This is a genomic window from Streptomyces sp. NPDC049954, from assembly GCF_040656295.1.
GTDB lineage: Bacteria > Actinomycetota > Actinomycetes > Streptomycetales > Streptomycetaceae > Streptomyces.
The window spans coordinates 171,071-186,571 of sequence record NZ_JBFALS010000004.1 but is presented as its reverse complement, the minus strand read 5'-3'; the positions used below and the strand labels follow the sequence as shown (position 1 = coordinate 186,571).

The 15,501-nt window shown below is 74.3% G+C and carries 14 protein-coding genes; 6 read left to right on the top strand and 8 right to left on the bottom strand.

Going from position 1 to position 15,501, the window contains the following annotated elements; translation table 11 throughout:
• Positions 1-17: 17 nt before the first annotated feature.
• The 6 genes from AB0J21_RS10100 to AB0J21_RS10075 form a co-directional block, all read right to left on the bottom strand.
• Positions 18-1,601: a HAMP domain-containing sensor histidine kinase gene (locus AB0J21_RS10100; RefSeq protein ID WP_363145735.1), complete on the bottom strand. Its 1,584-nt coding sequence runs from the start codon at positions 1,599-1,601 to the stop codon at positions 18-20.
• Positions 1,602-1,675: 74 nt separating this feature from the next.
• Positions 1,676-2,449: a response regulator transcription factor gene (locus AB0J21_RS10095; RefSeq protein ID WP_363145389.1), complete on the bottom strand. Its 774-nt coding sequence runs from the start codon at positions 2,447-2,449 to the stop codon at positions 1,676-1,678.
• Positions 2,450-2,805: 356 nt separating this feature from the next.
• Positions 2,806-3,786 carry an amidohydrolase family protein gene (locus tag AB0J21_RS10090; RefSeq protein ID WP_363145388.1) on the bottom strand — a complete coding sequence of 327 codons (981 nt, stop codon included), beginning with the start codon at positions 3,784-3,786 and terminating at the stop codon, positions 2,806-2,808.
• Between the two features lie 76 nt (positions 3,787-3,862).
• Entirely contained in the window at positions 3,863-4,861 is a 999-nt protein-coding gene (locus AB0J21_RS10085) for a DUF2797 domain-containing protein (protein WP_363145387.1), read from the bottom strand.
• A gap of 77 nt (positions 4,862-4,938) precedes the next feature.
• Positions 4,939-5,517 (bottom strand): hypothetical protein, encoded by a 579-nt coding sequence (locus AB0J21_RS10080; RefSeq protein ID WP_363145386.1) that lies wholly within the window; start codon positions 5,515-5,517, stop codon positions 4,939-4,941.
• 94 nt (positions 5,518-5,611) lie between these two features.
• Positions 5,612-5,797 carry a hypothetical protein gene (locus AB0J21_RS10075; protein ID WP_363145385.1) on the bottom strand — a complete coding sequence of 62 codons (186 nt, stop codon included), beginning with the start codon at positions 5,795-5,797 and terminating at the stop codon, positions 5,612-5,614.
• A 145-nt stretch (positions 5,798-5,942) separates the two neighbouring features.
• On the opposite strand from AB0J21_RS10075, the gene AB0J21_RS10070 reads away from it, so the two are divergent.
• A complete protein-coding gene (locus tag AB0J21_RS10070; protein ID WP_363145384.1) occupies positions 5,943-7,271 on the top strand; it encodes a tetratricopeptide repeat protein in 1,329 nt (442 codons plus the stop codon).
• Between the two features lie 6 nt (positions 7,272-7,277).
• Here the strand turns inward: AB0J21_RS10070 and AB0J21_RS10065 are convergent, their stop codons facing one another.
• A complete protein-coding gene (locus AB0J21_RS10065; protein ID WP_363145383.1) occupies positions 7,278-8,699 on the bottom strand; it encodes a sugar porter family MFS transporter in 1,422 nt (473 codons plus the stop codon).
• A 148-nt stretch (positions 8,700-8,847) separates the two neighbouring features.
• The gene (locus AB0J21_RS10060; RefSeq protein WP_363145382.1) at positions 8,848-9,717 is read right to left on the bottom strand and encodes a phytanoyl-CoA dioxygenase family protein; all 870 of its coding nucleotides are present in this window, start codon (positions 9,715-9,717) and stop codon (positions 8,848-8,850) included.
• 113 nt (positions 9,718-9,830) lie between these two features.
• Between AB0J21_RS10060 and AB0J21_RS10055 the strand changes: the two genes are divergently transcribed.
• From AB0J21_RS10055 to AB0J21_RS10035, 5 genes are all read left to right on the top strand, one after another.
• Entirely contained in the window at positions 9,831-10,832 is a 1,002-nt protein-coding gene (locus tag AB0J21_RS10055; RefSeq protein WP_363145381.1) for a LacI family DNA-binding transcriptional regulator, read from the top strand.
• Between the two features lie 320 nt (positions 10,833-11,152).
• On the top strand, positions 11,153-12,217 hold the full coding sequence (locus AB0J21_RS10050; protein ID WP_363145380.1) for an iron-siderophore ABC transporter substrate-binding protein: 1,065 nt from the start codon (positions 11,153-11,155) through the stop codon (positions 12,215-12,217).
• Between the two features lie 79 nt (positions 12,218-12,296).
• Positions 12,297-13,328 (top strand): iron ABC transporter permease, encoded by a 1,032-nt coding sequence (locus AB0J21_RS10045; RefSeq protein ID WP_363145379.1) that lies wholly within the window; start codon positions 12,297-12,299, stop codon positions 13,326-13,328.
• A gap of 10 nt (positions 13,329-13,338) precedes the next feature.
• A complete protein-coding gene (locus AB0J21_RS10040; protein ID WP_363145378.1) occupies positions 13,339-14,535 on the top strand; it encodes an iron chelate uptake ABC transporter family permease subunit in 1,197 nt (398 codons plus the stop codon).
• Positions 14,536-14,594: 59 nt separating this feature from the next.
• Positions 14,595-15,443 carry an ABC transporter ATP-binding protein gene (locus tag AB0J21_RS10035; protein ID WP_363145734.1) on the top strand — a complete coding sequence of 283 codons (849 nt, stop codon included), beginning with the start codon at positions 14,595-14,597 and terminating at the stop codon, positions 15,441-15,443.
• Positions 15,444-15,501: the final 58 nt, after the last annotated feature.

Genomic DNA, 15,501 nt, shown 5'->3' with positions numbered 1-15,501 from the left:
CCCGCCCAGCGGCCGTGTCACTCCGCGCCGAGCGGCAACCGCACCGTGAACACGGTCCGGCCCGGCACACTGCGCACGTCCACCCGGCCGCCGTGCGCCGTGACGACGGCCCGCACGATGGCGAGCCCGAGCCCGGTCGACCCGCCGCCCGGGGCGGCCGTGCCCGTGGGCGCGGCCGTGCCCGTGGACGCGGCCGCCGACGCGCGGGCCCGGGAGGCGTCGCCGCGCGCGAACCGCTCGAACACGGCGGGCAGCAGACCGGCGGGGATGCCGGGCCCCTCGTCCTCGACCTCCAGCACGGCCGTCCCGGCGGCCCCCGCAAGGGCCCCCGCTGCGGCTTCCGCTGCGGCTTCCGGGCCTCCCGGCCGTACGGCGTGGACGCGGGCCGTCACCCGGGTGCCCGGCGGCGTGTGCGTACGCGCGTTGGCGAGGAGGTTGACCAGGACCTGCTGGAGCCGCGCCGGGTCCCCGGCCACGGGCACCGGCTCCTCGGGCAGCGCGAGCCGCCACACGTGGCCGGGGCCGGCGGCCCGCGCATCGCTCACGGCGTCCACGAGGAGCGGTACGAGATCAGTGCTCTCGCGCGCGAGCGGGCGTCCCGCGTCGAGCCGGGCGAGCAGCAGCAGGTCCTCGACCAGGCCGGTCATCCGCCGGGCCTGCGACTCGATCCGGTTCAGGGCGTGCCGGGTGTCGGGCCCGGCGTCCTCGCCGCTCCTGCGGGTCAGTTCGGCGTACCCGAGGATCGAGGCGAGCGGGGTGCGCAGTTCGTGGCTCGCGTCGGCGACGAAGCGCCGTACCCGGGTCTCGCTCTCCTGGCGGGCGTCGAGCGCCCCGTGCACGTGGTCGAGCATCCGGTTCAGCGCGGCGCCGACCAGACCGACCTCGGTCCGCGCGTCGGCCTGCGCCCCGGGTACGCGTTCGGCGAGCGCCACCTCGCCCTGGTGCAGAGGCAGTTCGGACACCCGGGTGGCGGTCGCGGCGACCCGGCGCAGGGGCCGCAGCGCGACGGTCACCAGCGCGGCCCCGGCGATCGAGGCGGCGAGCAGACCGGCGGCGGTCACGCACACCTCGACCACGACGAGGGTGCGCACGGTCGCGTCGGCGTCGGCGGTCGGCGTCCCCACGAGGAAGTCACCGCCGGGCCCCTCGGCGTACCGCACGCGGTATCCGCCGAGCCCCGGCAGGTCCACGCTGTGCGCGGAGCCGTCACGGGCCACGGAGGCGAGCGCTTCGCGGGCGCTCGCGTCCAGCACCCGGGCCCGCGTGGAACGGCCACCGCCGTCGTCCCCGGACTCCTCGCTCAGGACGGCCCGCTCGACCTTCCCCGTACCGTCCACGACGGCCCCGAGCGTCCCGAGGTCCTGCGGCCCCGTCGTCACGAACAGCAGCGGGTCCTGGCCCTGCCCGGCCGGGTGCCCGCCGGGCGGCCCGTCGGCGGCGCGCTGCGCGACCCCGCCGAGCCGCCCGTCGACCTGCGCGTACAGGTGGGAGCGGAGCGCGAGCGTCGTGACGGTGCCGATCACCGCGCACACGACGGCGATGAGCACCACCGCCGACAGCACGAGCCGGGAGCGCAACGTCAGCGGGCCGCGCCGCCGCAGCGCACCGGGCGGGCGGTACGCGGACGACGGGAGGAGGCGCCGGCGCGGGACGCGGACGGCGGCCCCGGCACCGGTCACGGCGCCGCGGCCGACGACCCCACGGGAACCTCGGCGGACTTGATCAGGTAACCGGCCCCGCGCCGCGTGTGGATCATCGGTGCGTGCCCCCGGTCGATCTTGCGCCGCAGGTACGAGATGTACAGCTCGACCACGTTGGCCTGGCCGCCGAAGTCGTAACTCCACACCCGGTCGAGGATCTGCGCCTTGCTGAGCACACGGCGCGGGTTGCGCATCAGGTACCGCAGCAGCTCGAACTCGGTCGCGGTCAGGTGGATGTCACGCCCCGCGCGCGACACGTCGTGACTGTCCTCGTCGAGCACGAGATCGCCGACGACGAGCGTGGAACCGGCCTTGCGCGCCGCACCGGCCGCCCCGGAACGCCGGATCAGCCCGCGCAGCCGCGCCACGACCTCCTCCAGGCTGAACGGCTTCGTCACGTAGTCGTCCCCGCCCGCCGTGAGCCCGGCGATACGGTCCTCGACGGCGTCCTTCGCGGTGAGGAACAGCACCGGCGTCTCGGGCCGCTCGCGCCGCATCCGCTGGAGGACCGACAGCCCGTCCATGTCGGGCAGCATCATGTCCAGGACGACGGCGTCCGGCCGGAACTCGCGCGCCACCCGCACGGCGCTCGCCCCGTCGGCGGCGCTGCGGATCTCCCAGCCCTCGTAGCGCAGGGCCATGGACAGCAGCTCGGTGATGGACGTCTCGTCGTCGACGACGAGCACCCGGACGGCGCGCGCCTCGGGCCTCGACGGTTCGGAATGCCCCTGGGGCGGGATCGTCATCATGCGCCCAGCCTGTGCGGCGGCTCTGAAAGGGCCCTTGCGGAAGTCTGTGATTTCCCTGAGAAACGGTCCCCGGTACGGCAAAAAGGCGGGGCCCCGGGCGCGGGCGCGAAGGCGTACGCACATGGGCGCACCCCCGAGGGCGGAGGCACGAAGGCTCACGCCCGGAGGCGACGCATCACGTCGAAAGGGTCGTCGGCGGCTGGCCGCGTGGTTCAGGATGCCGTTCCCGTCCCTGGGCTCCGTGAGCTTCCTGGCCCCTCCGGGAGCATCACGCCGCTGCGCGAGGACGACTTCTCCACAACCGGCGGCTCGTCTCCCTCGGGAACACGGGCCACCTGCCCCGGTGAGGGCCCCCCTCACCCGTGGCCCGCTCCCTGCGCGTCGAGGCCGAACAGCGCGGCCCCGTTGTCGTGGCACACGGCCCGCAGCCACGGGGCGCCGAGCCCGAGCCGTTCGAGTGCTTCGAGCTGGTGGGCGTACGGGTACGGGGTGTTGGGGAAGTCGGTGCCGAGCAGGACGCGGTCTCCGAGGGCCGCGAGCCGGGGCAACTCCCCGGGTGGGAAAGGCGCGTCGGCCTCCACGAAGTCCGTGAACGCCATGGTGGTGTCGAGCCGCACTTCCGGGTATCTGTCCGCGAGGTCGAGGAAGTCCGCGTACTCCGGCATGCCCATGTGCGCGACGACCAGCCGCAGCCGGGGGTGGCGCGCGAGCACCCGGCCGACCGGCCCGGGCCCCGTGAACTTCCCCGGCACCGGGCCTGAACCGCAGTGCGTCACCACCGGCACCCCGGCCTCCGCGAGCAGCCCCCACACCGGGTCGAGCAGCGGGTCCGCCGGATCGTAGGCGCCGACCTGCACGTGGGCCTTGAACACCCGGGCCCCGCCCTCGACGGCCTCCCGGACGTACGCCTCGGCGCCGGGCTCGGGGAACAGCGTCGCGGTGTGCAGGCAGCCGGGCGTACGGCGCGCGAAGTCCGCCGCCCAGCCGTTGAGCCAGGCCGCCATCCCCGGCTTGTGCGGGTACAGCATCGAGGTGAACGCCCGTACCCCGAACCCGCGCAGCACGGCGAGGCGTCGTTCCTCGGCGAACCGGTACGTGATCGGCCAGTCCCGGCCGACGAGCGGTCCCGCCGCGTCGAAGTAGGCCCACACCTTGCGCAGCACCCGGTCCGGCATGAAGTGCGTGTGCACGTCGACGAGCGCGTCGGCCCCGATCCGCCGCGTGAACGCCCGCACGGCCCGGCTCTCCCCGTCCGCCCCGGGCGCCGTCTCCGCGGTCTCCGCCCTGTCCGTCCCGTGCGCCCCGCTGGTCGTCGTCCCCTCGGTGTCAGCAGCCATGCGGCCACTGTGCTCCGCACCCACCCCGGTGATCAATAGCGGGAGACGACGACGCCCGCGAGATCCGACACCCCTCTCAGAACAGCCCGGCCTGCGCGTCCCCCTCCCCCTCCCCCTCGTCCGCGCCCCGCAACGGCCGTACGAGCCCGGGCGTGGTGCCCTCCCCCGCGCCGACGGGGGCGAGGGGCCAGCCGGCCAGCACGCGCGTGTCGACGAACACGAGCGAGGGCGCGCCGGGCCCCTCCGGGGGCGGCCCGCCGTCGGCCTCGGAGGGATCGACGGCGAGATGCAGATCGGGCCCGGCGACGCCGAGCAACACCCCGGACACGGCCACCCCCTCCCCGAGCCCGCCCAGGGCCCCGGCCCCGCGCGGTCCCGGAACCGGGACCGGAAGCGGCAGGCCGAAGGCGTCCGCGTGGTCCACCACCCGGCACGGCGAGCGCTCCAGCGTCTCGGGCCAGCCGGGCAGCGCGACGGCCTGCGCGTGCACCCGCGCGACCTCCCGGGCCCGCTCCCCGGCGTCCGCACCGATCCGCAGCCGGGCGGCCCGCTTGCGCTCGTACGGGACGCGGTCCGGCACCCCGAGCCCGGACCGTACGGCCTCCTCGGCGCGGCGCGCGGCCATGAGCGGCCCTGACCCCAGCCAGCTGAACGCGACGGCGCCCTGCTCCAGCAGCCGCGCCGCACCCCGCGCCTGGCCGGTGATCCCGACCTTGACCAGCCCGTCCCCGAACCACGCGAGATACACCCGGTAGGGCCGTGGGTCGTCGGCGTAGGTGTCGGCGGCCACCGACCGCGCCCGGTCCAGCCGCGCGCACGACGCGCACTGCGCCCGGGTCCCGCCCCCGGGGATCACCTCCGCCGTGGGACACGCGTGCCGGCGCCCGGCCCGCCACACCCCGAGACAGCGCCGCTCCCCCAGCACCCGGAACCCGACCGCCTCCCCGGCCCGCAGCACGCTCTCCCGCTCCACGACCCGCCGGGCGGCCCCTTCCCCGTCCCCGGACCGCGCCCACCGCAACACGGGCAGCCCCTCCCGCCACCCGACCCCGGCACACGACCACCCAGCACGCATGAGCCGACGGTAACGAGCGGGACTGACAGCGGCGAGGACGGACCCGGCCCGAAGCGGCGGCGCACCGGCGGCAGCCCTCAGTGCCCTCCGGAAGGCCGGTCGCACCCCGGGTGATCGGGATAGCCCCCGAAGGCCGTCGCCTCGACGGAACCGAGGTTCATCGTGCCCTTCACGCACACCGGGAAGGTGTCGACGAGGAACCCGACCCCGGTCGGCCCGTTCTGATACGCCGACACCGCCCCGTCCGCGTAGCCGAGCCGCACGAGCGCCGCCCGCGCGTGAACGGGATCGAAGTCCGCACGCCCCCGCAGGGGTTCGAGCGCCCGCTCCACCTTCCCGACCGCCTCGATCCCCGCGCACCGCTTTCGGCCGTGCAGCGGGAAGGGCTCCATGAAGCCGTGGTTCTCCGCGTAGTGATCGCCGGGCGCCCCGCCCGGGGCCGACCCTCCATCGGGCGTCGACGGGGCGGGCGCGGCGCTCTCCCCAGGACAGGGAAAGTCAGAGGGCGCCCCACTCGCCCTCGCCGCCGCGCTGCGCCCCGCCTCAGCCCCGTCCCCGCCCCCGCCCCGCTCCGTCCCGCACCCCGCCACCAGCACCACAAGCCCCACCCACACCAGCCCCCGCACCAGGGCCCCGGCCCCTCTGCTCATCTCCATGCCGTAATCCTCCACCCAAGGGGGCGGGGACGGGGGCGGGTTGGGGGCGAAGGGGCGCCGATGAACGCGGGGGCCGGGGTCACGACGGGCGGGGTCACGCCGGGTCCGGCCGCCCGGCGTCCTCCGCCTCCTCCGCGACGTGCCGGGGGCACCGGCAGGGCGGGAACTCCATCGAGCCCGGCGGCAGGTCCGCCCCCTCCTCGACGCCGACCCGCAGGTAACCGTCCCGCCCCTTCTCCCGGATGAGCCGGCCGAGTTCCGCGCGCGCTTCGCTCCCCATGGAAAACTCCCTGTCTCCGTCACGACGAGCCACTGTCGGCCCTTCTGTCTCTAAGCAACCGCCTGATCACGCAGAGCGGTACGGTGGACAGTGGCTCCGAGCTTGAAAGTCTTGAATGTCCTGCGACGGGGAGGAGTTGAGGGCGATGGCACAGCGGTCGCCGAACGTGGGCATGGCCCACCTGATCGCCGAGTCGCGGTGGACGTACCGGCAGTTCGCCCGGGCGGTGAACCGCGTGGGCGCGGAAACCGGCCTCTCCCTGCGCTACGACGAGTCCGCGGTGGCGCACTGGCTCGGCGGCACCGTCCCCCGCCCGGCCGTGCGAGGCTGCGTGCGCGAGGCGTTCGCCCGGCGCCTCGGCCGCCCCGTGACGTACGACGAGGCGGGGCTGCCCGCCCCGGCGAAGTCCACGCCAACGTCCCCTCCCGACACCGTGGAGGACATGATCGCCCTCGGCCGGCAGGACATGGACCCGTCCCGGCGCGGTCTCATGGCCGCCGGTCTCTTCTCGGTCGCCCTCACGATCCCCGGCTGGCCCGACGTGGTGGGGCGGGCGGAGGCGGCGGCCCAGGGGCGGATCTCCCGCATAGGGGCGCACGAGGTCGACATGGTCGTCGCGATGACCGAACGGATCTCGGAGCTCGACGACCGGTTCGGCGGCCGCCACGCGCGCCCGATGGCCGCCTCGTTCATGGTCAACACGGTGGCCCCCTACCTGCGGGCCGACACCTCGGCAGGGGTGCGGCGCGCGATGCTGTCCGCCGCCTCCGACCTCCTCTACCTGACCGGGTACATGGCGGTGGACGAGGGCCTGCACGGACTGGCCCAGCGCTACTACGTGAAAGCCCTGGAACTCGCCGGGGCGGCGGAGGACCACCTCACGTACTGCACGACGCTGCGCGGCATGAGCGTGCAGGCGGTCGACCTCGGCCACGGCGCGAAAGCCGTGGACCTGGCGGACGCGGCAGCGGCGGCCTCCCCGAAGGCGGGGCCCCGGATGCGCGCCTTCCTGGCCGGGCAGCAGGCGCACGCCGCCGCCGCGACCGGAGACCGCGCGACCGCGCTGCGCCACCTCCGCGAGGCCGAGGGCGCCATGGACCGCGCGGAATCGCGGGGTGCCGCCTTCGGTTCGTACGATCCCTCTTCCCTCAACTACCACGTCAGCCAGGTCCGTTACGAGCTGGGCGACGTGGCGGGGGCCGTGGAGGCGATGCGGCGGGCGGACCAGGTGCGCTCCTCCGTCTACCGTCGCGCCCGGGTCCGGCACCGCGCGCTGCTGGCCGAACGCGAACTCCGGCTCGGCCACCTCGAAGCGGCCTGTGCGACCTGGCACCGGTCGCTGGACGACTACCCGCACGTCCAGTCGGCCCGTGCCGACGACCGCGTCCGCACGATGTTCCGCCTCCTGCGCCCCCACCTGCGCAACCCGGCCGCCCGCGACCTGCACGACCGGGCCCGCGCCCTCACCCGCTGAGCCCCGTTACCGTTTTCGAGGCTCCGCGAGGTGACCTCCGGCCTCCGCGTCCGGCGGGCCGGTGAGGTTGTGGCGGAAGTCGCCGGGGCGGCGCAGGGCCGTCTCGATCTCCTCCAGGGAACTGCCGCGCGTCTCCGGGACCTTGAACAGGACGAAGACGACGCAGGCCACGTTCATCAGCGCGTAGAACAGGAAGGTGCCCGTCCGGCCGAAGGCGGTGACGGCCGAGAGGGCGGTGAGGGCGATCAGCAGGTCGAAGCCCCACAGGGTGAGCGTGGCGAGGCTGGTGGCCGGGCCCCGGACGCTCAGCGGCAGGACCTCCGGGCCGATGAGCCACACGACGGCCTGGATGCCGATGCCGTTGCACAGGATGTAGGCGAACAGCGCGATGATCACCGTCCAGCGCTGGGCCGTACCGCCGTCGCCCAGGAAGGCGAGGGCCAGGACGGTCATCGCGAGGGCCGAACCCGGCAGGAACCACAGCATCGTGCGCCTGCGGCCCGCCTTGTCGACGGTGAGCGCGCCGGTGATGCCCGCGATCACCAGCATCGAGCCGATGCCGATCCCGGTGAGCAGGGCCGCGGAGTCCCCGAACCCGGCGTCGGTGAGGATCGTCGGCGCGTAGTAGACGATCGCGTTGATACCGGTGAGCTGGGAGAAGGCCGCGACGCCGAGGGCCACGACGAGCGCGGGGCGCAGCCAGGGCTTGCGCAACTCCCGCCAGTCGGCCGTCTCCGAGGCGCTGGTGACCTGGTGGATCTCGGCCAGCTCCGTGTCCAGGTCGGCGTCCGCGGGGCGCAGTCGGCGCAGCACGTCCCGCGCGGGGCCCGTACGGTCCTGCCCCACCAGCCACCGGGGGCTCTCGGGGAGGAAGGTCATCCCGACGGCGAGGGCCACGGCGGGCACCATGGCCAGGGCGAACATGACGCGCCAGCCGCCGCTGCCCGCGAAGAGCCAGCCGCACACGTAGGAGATCAGCTGCCCGATGGCGACCATCAGCTGGAACAGCACCATCAGCCGGCCGCGGATCGCCGCCGGAGCCACCTCGGCGATGTAGACGGGCACCGTGTTCGACGCCCCTCCCACCGCGAGGCCCAGGACGAACCGCGCGACGACGAGCGTCCCGGTGCCGGGGGCCACCGCCGCCCCGAGCGCACCGAGGGCGAAGACGAGGCCGACGACGATCACCACGCGCCGTCGCCCGTACCGCACGGCGAGCCGCCCCGAGAGGACGGCCCCGGCCATCGCGCCGACCAGGATGACGCTGACCACGACCTCCTGGCCGGTGGAGGACAGCCCCAGATCCTGGCGGAGGTAGATCAGCGCGCCGGAGATGATGCCCGTGTCGTAGCCGAAGAGCAGCCCGCCCAGCGCGGACACGGTCGCCACCATGTAGACGAGGCCCGGAGTGCCGCCGCCGGTCGTCACGGGGCGGCGCGGGGCCCCGGACGGCGATCCGTGACGGGTCCCGGACGACAACCCCTGCTCGGCCTCGGACGGCGATCCGTGACGGGTCCCGGACGACAACCCCTGCTCGGCCCCGGGCAGCGACCCCCGCCGGGTCCGGGTCGTCGGCTCAGACATCGCCCATGACCAGACCCTCAATGGTGTGCTTCTGGACGATGGGGGCCAGTTCGTCCACGACCGGGCAGGCGAGGTGCCGGCGCACCCGCTCGGGCAGCGCGTCCCAGAACTCCCTGGTCACCGCCGCGTCGTGGCGCTCCGCGTTGGCCGCCTCCGGGCCGTCGACGCCGAGGACGAGCACGGGACGCGGCTTGGCCGAGTGGCTGGCGGTGCCGCGGTGGACGGTCAGCGCCGTACGGGCCGAGATGTCGCCCCGCTGCGGGTACTTGCGCACGGCGAGGCCCTCGTACCGGGGGTAGTGGGAGCGCGGCGGGAACATGCCGTGGTCGAACTCCTCGCTGTCGTCCCACTGCGTCCCCGGGGCGATCTCGAAGGGGCCCATGTCCTCCTCGGTGTCGACCGTGGTGACGTTGAAGGCCAGTGAGGTGAGCCGGCGCTCCGCCCGCGTCTCCTCGGGCATCGGGAAGTCGCGGTGCCAGGGCTGGTTCACCGCGCCCTCCAGCGGGATGTCGAAGCCGACCTCGACGATCCGGTACTCGGGCCCGAGGACGGCGGCGCACAGCGAGCGCACCCACGGGTGGTCGACGAGTTCGGTGAACCCCCGCAACTGCTCGGGATGGATCTCCACGTAGTAGCGGTTCGGGCCGCGCCCCACCGTGCCTCCCGGCCTCGCCCGCGCCTGTGCGAAGGCCGCCGCCACGTCCTCGCCGAGCCGGTCCGCCCACTCGACGGAGAACGCGCCCTTCCGCGCCGTGACGCCCTCGCGGTACAGGGCCTCGACATCGTCCAGTACGTCCGTGCCGGGATCGGCGGGATCGGCGGGATCGGCGGGAGAGGTACCGGGGAACACCTGCGCACTCATGCGGAACTCCTTGCCAGAGGAAGCGTTCCCGACATGTTGCATCGTGGCATGCCACGTGGCAATACCCTCCTGGACACCTTCTTTCCCCCGTCCCGTCGTGGGACGATGAGCGGGTGAGCAGCCTGAGAGACATCGCCCTGCGAGCGGGCGTTTCGGTGCGTACCGTCTCGAACGTGGTCAGCGGGGCCGCCTCGGTCGCCCCCGCCACCCGGCAGCGTGTCCAGGCGATCCTCGACGAGGTCGGCTACCAGCCGAACCTCGCCGCCCGCAGCCTGCGCGCGGGACGCACCGGCCTGATCGGGCTGGCCATCCCCGAACTGCACTCCCCGTACTTCGCGGAACTGGCCGGGCTGTTCGTCGAGGGCGCCCGACGCCGTTCGTGGACGGTGGTCATCGACCAGACGAGCGGGGACGCGGACGCCGAGCGGCGCCTGCTGACCCGCACCGGCGGCCGGGCCGTCGACGGTCTCGTCATCAGCCCGTGGGCCCTGAGCCCGGCCGAACTGACCGCCGCCGACCCGGGCGTGCCGGTGGTGCTGCTCGGGGAGCGGCCCCCGCAGGGGCTGTACGACCGGGTGGCCCTGGACAGCGTCGCGGCGGCGGACCAGGCGACCACGCACCTCCTGGAGGGCGGGCGGCGCCGCGTCGCGGCCATCGGCGTGCAGTCGCACCTGCACAACGGGACGGCGGAGCAGCGACGGACGGGATACCGCCGGGCGTTGGGCCGCGCCGGGCTCCGGCCCTCGCCGGACCTGGAGGCGGAGGCCGCGTCGCTGCACCGGGAGTCCGGAGTGCGCGCGATGAACGAACTGCTCGACCGGGGCCCGGCGCCGGACGCCGTCTTCGCCTTCAGCGACGAACTGGCGCTGGGCGCCCTGTACGCCCTGCGCACGCGTTCCCTGCGGGTCCCCGAGGACGTCGCCCTGGTCGGGTTCGACGACATCGAGGACGGCCGGTACGCGTTCCCCCCGCTGACGACCGTCGCTCCGGACAAGGCCCAGATCGCCGAACGGGCCCTCCAGTGCCTGGCCGACCGCATCTACAGCCCCGGCGACGGGGTCCCTTCCCTCGACGTCGTCGTCCCGCACCGGCTCCTCGTCCGGGGCAGCGGCTGAGAGGCGGACGCGGCGGCTCCGCGCCCCGCCCGCGAGGACTTCCGGGCGAGCCCGCCGGCCTTCTGACCTCGCGGTGGGTCCCGGTCCGCCGCTCCCCGAGGACGGCCCACGACGTACGCCGGAACGCCCCGCCCGCCGGACGGCCACAGGACCACGTTGAAAAATGGCGAACTATTAGCTTAGGTTTACCTAACTAACGCCGTAGCCCGGCCTGTGCGGCACGCGGGCTCCACCGAACTGGACCGGGTCGATCCGGTACCAACCAGCGTGGTGGAGCGCGCCGTTGACATCCGGGACCGACCGAACCCAGGGGTACCGTCATGCCGTTCCGTCCCGCCAAGGCGCGCCGTACGTCGCTCACGATATCCGCGGCGGGTGTGGCCGCCGCTCTGGTGCTCACCGGCTGCGGCTCCGACGAGGACTCCGGCTCCGACAGCTCCTCGAAGGCGAAGGACAAGCCCGCCGCGTCCGGCGGCGCCTTCCCCGTCACGATCGACAGCGCGCTCGGCAAGGCGACCATCAAGGAGAAGCCGAAGCGGGTCGTGACGCTCGGCCAGGGCTCCGCCGAGACCGCCATCGCGCTCGGCACCACCCCGGTCGGCATCGAGAGCTACCCGTGGGGCAGCGACAAGTCCGGTTACCTGCCGTGGATCCACGAGGCGCTGGAGAAGAAGGGCGAGAAGCTGCCGGAGCAGTTCACCGGCGGCGAGGACATCGACTTCGACGCGATCGTCGAGCTGGAGCCCGACGTCATCCTCGCGCCCTGGTCCGGCATCACGCAGAAGCAGTACGACATCCTGAAGGACATCGCGCCCACCGTCGCCTACCCCGATCTCGCGTGGTCCACGGACTGGGACCAGCAGATCGAGATCATCACGAAGGCGCTCGGCGAGCCGCAGAAGGCCAAGACCCTCATCGGCACCATCGAGGACCGGCTCAAGGCCGTCGCCGACGAGCACCCCGAGTACAAGAAGCTGACGTTCTCGTACATCTACAACAGCGGCCCCGGCACCCTCGGCGTCTTCAAGCCCGAGGAGCAGCGCGTCAGGATGGTCTCCTCGATGGGCCTGAAGGTCGACCCCGTGGTCAACACCTTCAAGGAGACCAAGGGCACCGACTCGGCGCTCATCGGTCTGGAGAACGCGCAGAAGCTCAAGGACTCCGACCTGGTCTTCACGTTCTACACGGACGCCAAGAACCGCAAGGAGATCGAGGGCCAGAAGCTCTACAAGGCGATCCCCGCGGTCAACAAGGGCGCCGTCGTCGCGAGTGACGACAACCCCTTCGTGACCGCCTCCTCGATCATCAACCCGCTCACCGTGCCGTGGGTCGCCGACAAGTACCCGGCGCTCATCGACAAGGCCGTCGCCAAGCTCGACAAGTAGCCGCCCGGCCGCCCGGCCCCGCACAGGGGTGACACCGGCCGTGCCCGCCACCGAAGCTCGTTCACGGGACAGTTGATCGATGACGACCACCACCGTCGGCCCCGAGGCCCGGACCCGCGCGCGCGGGTCCGGGCCCGCCCGCTCCCTGCTCGCGCTGCTCGGCGCGGTCCTCCTGCTGGCCGCCGCGCTCCTGGCGAGCGTCGCGTTCGGCAGCCACTCGACCTCGCCGGGCGAGGTGTGGGACGTGCTGCGCGGGCACGCCGACCCGTACACGACCACGGTCGTCGAGAGCCGCTACCCGCGCACCGTGCTCGGCCTGCTCGCGGGGCTGAGCCTCGCGGTCGCGGGCACCCTGATGCAGGGCATCACCCGCAACCCGCTCGCCGATCCCGGCCTGCTCGGCATCACCTCGGGCGCGTCCGCGACGATCGTCACGGCGACCGCGTTCCTCGGCGCCTCCGGACAGTCCGCGACGGTGTGGTGGGCGCTGCCCGGCGCGCTGCTCGCGGGACTGCTCGTGCAGGTGATCGGTTCGGCGGGCGGCGGCTCGGGCCTCGTACGGCTCGTGCTCGCGGGCGCCGTCGTCTCCGCCGTGCTGACCGCGTACGTCCAGGCCGTGTCGCTCAGCAGACCGGCCGTGTTCGACAGCTACCGGTACTGGGTCGTGGGCGCGCTCGGCGGCCGGGACTGGAACGTCTTCCAGTCGGTGTGGCCCTTCGCCGCCGTCGGGCTGCTGCTCGCGCTGCTGCTCGCCCCGGGGCTCAACACGATGGCGCTCGGCGACGAGGCGGCCCGCTCCCTGGGCGCCAGCCCGGCGGTGATCCGCTCGGGCGGCATGGTCGCGGCCATCCTGCTGTCGACGGCGGCCACGGCGGCGGTCGGCCCGATCGCCTTCGTGGGGCTGGCCGTCCCGCACGTCGTACGGGCCGTGGTGGGCGTCGACTTCCGCTCCCAGATCGTGTTCTCCGCGCTCGTCGGCCCGGCGCTGCTGCTGCTCGCGGACGTCGTGGGACGGGTCGTGATGAGCCCGCAGGAGCTGATGGTCGGCGTGGTCACCGCGTTCATCGGCGCGCCCGCGCTGCTGCTCGCCGTACGACGGATGAACGGATGAGGGGGACGTCATGAGCCGCACGACGGACGGCGCCCGGGCGGACGGCGCCCGGGCGGACGAGCGCGGGAGGGCCCTTACGCCGGGCCCGCGCGCACGACCGGGCGACGGCTCGGGCCCCCGGCTCGGTGCGGACTCCGGGAAACGCCCCGAGGCCCCCGGCCGCCCGCCGCGCCCCGACACCCGCTATCTGCGGATCGGCCGGGCGGTCGCGCTGCCGGTGCGGCCCTCGGCGGTCCTCGCGGGCCTCGTCGTGCTGCTGCTCCTGGTGGCCGCCGCCACGGCGACGCTCTCGATGGGCCGGCTCGGTATCGCCGTACCCGATCTGCCGGGCGCGGTCCTGCACGGGAGCGGCGTCAAGGAGCGGTTCGTGCTGGAGCGCCTGCGGGGGCCGCGCCTGACGGTGGCGGCCGGTACCGGGGCGGCGCTCGGCCTGTCCGGGGCCCTGTTCCAGACGGTGACCCGCAACCCGCTCGGCAGCCCCGACGTGATCGGGCTCGCGGCGGGCGCGGGGGCGGGCGCGGCGGCCGTGGCGCTGCTCGTGCCGGGCGGCGCGGTGCCGGTCGCGGCCGGGGCGCTCGCGGGCGCGGTGCTGTCGATGGTGCTCGTGTACGTGTCGACGGGCAGCGGCTTCCGCCACCCCGGGCGGCTGATCGTGGCCGGTATCGGCGTCAACGCGATGGCGGCGGCCTTCACCCAGTACGTCGTGTACGCGGTCGAGCGCGACAAGGCGAGTTCCCTCGCCGCGTACGTCAACGGCTCGGTCGCGGCCCGCTCGTGGAGCGACGCGGCGACCATCTGGATCGCGCTGGCCGTGCTGTCCCCCGCGCTGCTGCTGCTCGCCCCCCGCCTGACGATGGCCGAGACGGGAGACGAGTTCGCGGCCGGGGTCGGCGCCCGGCCGCGCACCACCCGGGTGTGGGCGGTGCTGCTGTCGATCGTGCTGTCGGCGGTCGCGGTGAGCGTGGCGGGCCCGGTCGCGTTCATCTCGCTCACCGCCCCGCAGATCGCCCGCCGCCTCACCCGGGGCACCGGCCCCCGGCTCGTCCTGTCGGCGCTGGTCGGCTCGCTGCTGCTGGTCGTCGCCGACCTCGCGGCGCAGCAGTTGCCGCTGCCGGTGGCCCTGCCCGTCGGCGTCTACACCCTGGCCGTCGGTGGCCTCTACCTCGGCTGGCTGCTGGTCCGCGAATGGAGAAAGGGAAGCCTGTGAGCACCGAGAAGCGTGGACGCCGGACCGCGGACGCCGATCCCGGGGAGGGGACGGTCGCGGTGGGGCCCGTGCCCGAACGGGGCTTGTGCGTACGGGACGTGGTCCTCGGCTACGGCGGCCGGGAACCGGTCGTGCGCGGGGTGAGCCTGGACGTGCCGCACGGCGAGCTGACGGCGATCATCGGCCCCAACGGCTGCGGGAAGTCCACCCTGGTCAAGGCGCTCGGCCGGGTCCTCAGGCCCGAACGGGGACAGGTCCTGCTGCACGGCCGGGACCTGCACGGCTACCGGGGCAAGGAGTCGGCCCGTGAGGTCGCGCTGCTGCCGCAGAACCCGGTCGCGCCCGAGGGCATCAGCGTGCGCGGGCTCGTCCGCCGGGGCCGCTATCCGCACCACTCGCTGCTGCGGCAGTGGTCGCCCGAGGACGACACGGTGATCGCCTCGGCGCTGGAGCGCACCGGCCTGACCGGGCTGGCCGAGGCGCAGATCGGGGAACTCTCCGGCGGTCAGCGGCAGCGCGCGTGGATCGCCACCGTCCTCGCCCAGCAGACCGGCCTGCTCCTGCTCGACGAGCCGACGACCTTCCTCGACATCGGCCACCAGTACGAACTACTGGAGTTCTGCGGCGAGTTGCACCGTGAGGGCAAGACGGTGGTGATGGTCCTGCACGATCTGAACCAGGCGGCGCGCTTCGCCTCGCACCTCGTGGTGATGAACGCGGGCCGCGTCGTCGCCGAGGGCCTCCCGGCCGAGATCCTCACCCCGGCCCTGGTCGAGGAGGTCTTCGGCCTGCCCTGCGACATCGTCCCCGACCCGCGGACCGGCACCCCGATGGTCGTCCCGCACGCGCGGGCGGGAACGGCGGCCGGGACGGGCACGGTGGAGGCGGGGGCGAAGAGCGCGGGCTGAGCCCGCCGGGCGCCCCGCCCCGCGTCCGCCCCGCGTCCCGCCCGCCGTCCTCAGCCCC

Bases quoted from the DNA above. Each gene is read 5' to 3' on its own strand.
- AB0J21_RS10075 (WP_363145385.1), bottom strand. From the start codon at position 5,797: ATGGGGAGCGAAGCGCGCGCGGAACTCGGCCGGCTCATCCGGGAGAAG.
- AB0J21_RS10090 (WP_363145388.1), bottom strand. From the start codon at position 3,786: ATGGCTGCTGACACCGAGGGGACGACGACCAGCGGGGCGCACGGGACG.
- AB0J21_RS10085 (WP_363145387.1), bottom strand. From the start codon at position 4,861: ATGCGTGCTGGGTGGTCGTGTGCCGGGGTCGGGTGGCGGGAGGGGCTG.
- AB0J21_RS10095 (WP_363145389.1), bottom strand. From the start codon at position 2,449: ATGATGACGATCCCGCCCCAGGGGCATTCCGAACCGTCGAGGCCCGAG.
- AB0J21_RS10070 (WP_363145384.1), top strand. From the start codon at position 5,943: ATGGCACAGCGGTCGCCGAACGTGGGCATGGCCCACCTGATCGCCGAG.
- AB0J21_RS10060 (WP_363145382.1), bottom strand. From the start codon at position 9,717: ATGAGTGCGCAGGTGTTCCCCGGTACCTCTCCCGCCGATCCCGCCGAT.
- AB0J21_RS10080 (WP_363145386.1), bottom strand. From the start codon at position 5,517: ATGGAGATGAGCAGAGGGGCCGGGGCCCTGGTGCGGGGGCTGGTGTGG.
- AB0J21_RS10045 (WP_363145379.1), top strand. From the start codon at position 12,297: ATGACGACCACCACCGTCGGCCCCGAGGCCCGGACCCGCGCGCGCGGG.
- AB0J21_RS10040 (WP_363145378.1), top strand. From the start codon at position 13,339: ATGAGCCGCACGACGGACGGCGCCCGGGCGGACGGCGCCCGGGCGGAC.
- AB0J21_RS10050 (WP_363145380.1), top strand. From the start codon at position 11,153: ATGCCGTTCCGTCCCGCCAAGGCGCGCCGTACGTCGCTCACGATATCC.